At 47.6% G+C, this 2,055-nt stretch carries 4 protein-coding genes; 1 reads left to right on the top strand and 3 read right to left on the bottom strand.

Features of this window, described 5'->3' with window-relative positions:
• Nucleotides 1–126 (bottom strand): IS66 family insertion sequence element accessory protein TnpA (gene tnpA / locus EAE92_RS25525; RefSeq protein WP_422616073.1); only part of this gene is annotated, 126 nt, incomplete at its 3' end.
• 145 nt (nt 127–271) lie between these two features.
• On the opposite strand from tnpA, the gene EAE92_RS23930 reads away from it, so the two are divergent.
• Entirely contained in the window at nt 272–469 is a 198-nt protein-coding gene (locus EAE92_RS23930) for a DUF7706 family protein (RefSeq protein ID WP_040151678.1), read from the top strand.
• Nucleotides 470–514: 45 nt separating this feature from the next.
• Here the strand turns inward: EAE92_RS23930 and EAE92_RS23935 are convergent, their stop codons facing one another.
• On the bottom strand, nt 515–883 hold the full coding sequence (locus tag EAE92_RS23935; RefSeq protein WP_040151676.1) for a hypothetical protein: 369 nt from the start codon (nt 881–883) through the stop codon (nt 515–517).
• 9 nt (nt 884–892) lie between these two features.
• The coding region (locus EAE92_RS23940) for an RHS repeat domain-containing protein (RefSeq protein ID WP_281422839.1) at nt 893–2,055 on the bottom strand (1,163 nt) is incomplete at its 5' end.

The raw sequence follows: 2,055 nt of genomic DNA on the forward strand, positions 1-2,055 counted from the left end.
CCAGTCGCGGAAAGAGGAAAAACTCAGCTGATGCTGTTCGCAATACTGTTTTCGGGTCAGGTCACTGTGGCGCCATTGGGTCACATGTTGCTGTTTTTGTTCCGGGGTATATCGGCTACGGCTCATGATGTCAGTCTCCAGGTGAAGATAAGGAAGCAGTAGCGTGCAGGGGCCGGAGAGGAAGAACAAGGTGAGATGACCGGACGTTTACAATTAAGCAGCAGATACGGGCGTTGATAACCGGTTTTGCGGGTTAAGGGGAGAGTATGAGATGACGATAGCGATTGAACATTTGCAGGATATTCAGTTAACCCACATTGAGGCGCTGGCCTTGGCCCAACTGGTGAAGCGGCTGAACTGGGCGGAGATACGCGCCTGTGCCGTGAATGACGAGGAAGCGTATCAGATTAAGGATGCGATCGGTAAGCTTCAGTCGGCACTGGCTTATCGTGGGTATGCGCCACGGTAGATCATCAGAAGGCCGGAAGATCACAGGGATCTTCCGGCCTGAATATCATTTATACTTACTAAATTGTTCTATCCAACCATCATCAGTAAATAGCTCACCGGATAGACCATCGCTAATATTGATAATATTTCTTTCACTACCATTATTTTCAGATAGTAGTAATTTCATAGAATCTTCATTTTGCTCTAGCATATCAAGTAAGTTAAAAATAACATTATCTATAGATTCAACAACTAACTTCCTAAGGATTTCTCGTTGTTCTAAGGTAAAATTTTCTATTAAATTATGTAATTCAAGTAAGTATTTTGCTTTTACTGTTCCTGACGATATGTTCTCAAAGCGTTCAATTGATCGATCTCGCACTGTAGTCATTAATATATGACCAAATATTTTAAGTAATTCGGTATCTGACATAATTTTATCCTATTTGTACCATGGAATATTAGAAGGAGTTCTGACTCCTTGATTTCGTAGATTCCATAGAGATTCAGCGACTAAGTTTCTTGCTTGCTGAGTTGATGCGCCTCCTGTTTCTAAAGCGTCAACCGCAATCTTAGTATGTTCTTGGAGTGTATTTGGGCGTCCACTGTTTTTTAATTCTTTAAAGGCAGATCTTTGATAGTTAGTCATTAGTTGATGATCTAATTTATTCTTAGTCATATAGTCCTGACTTATTGAAAACCCTTTCTTAGGATCATAACTGACATTATCTTTAAATCCGGCTTTAGCGTGAATATGATGACCACCAACATCTTTATATTCACCTGTTCCACATTTTTTAGACATTAGCCCCAGCGGGTCAATCCAGTTCGTCGGATTATGCACGTAACTGTAAGGATTTACTCCTCCTGCTAACCCCAAAGGATCAGGGCTGAGGTAGCACGCTGCTTCCGGCAAATAATACCTGAACCGATTATAAAATAAACCACTTTCCTCATCAAAAAGTTGCCCGGCAAATCGGAGGCCCGGATCGAGCTGGGGATTCTCGCCGTGTCCGCTCAGACGCAGGCCGTACAGGGACTGCTTCGGCCGCCGCCACACCCGCTTGCCTGCCGGGTCGAACAGCGCCAGCGGCTCGCCGGTCGGGGCGCTGACCGCATATTGAGTCTCCACCTCCCCGGCCATCAGCTCCACCCGGTTGTCCAGATTCAGCGTAAACGCCTGCGTCTGCTGCGCCACCAGTTCCCAGCCGTCAAACACCAGATGGCGGATCATTTTCAGCCGGCCGTGCTGATATTCACGGATTTCCGCCGGCACATCCCCATCCCATATATAGGTGGTCCGCTTACCGCTCTGGATACACCGTTTTTCTATCCGCCGCCCAAAGGCGTCATAGCGATATTCCCACGGTATCCCGTCCGGGGTGATAAGCCCGGTCAGCTGATTCTGGCTGTTCCACCGGTATTTTGTCAGCGCCAGCCGGCTACCTTCCGCTAAAAACTGCTTCTCCCGCATGCGCCCGGCCCGGTCGTAAACAAACCGGTGCGAGCCCACCCAGTTCAGGCGATGGCCCTCCTGATAGAGGGTTTCCCCCATAATCTCCTGCACCCCGTCAAACCGTCTTGACGGGTACCCGGTTTCATCAT

The organism is Photorhabdus hainanensis, from assembly GCF_018448965.1.
In the GTDB taxonomy this organism is placed as follows: Bacteria; Pseudomonadota; Gammaproteobacteria; order Enterobacterales; family Enterobacteriaceae; genus Photorhabdus; species Photorhabdus akhurstii.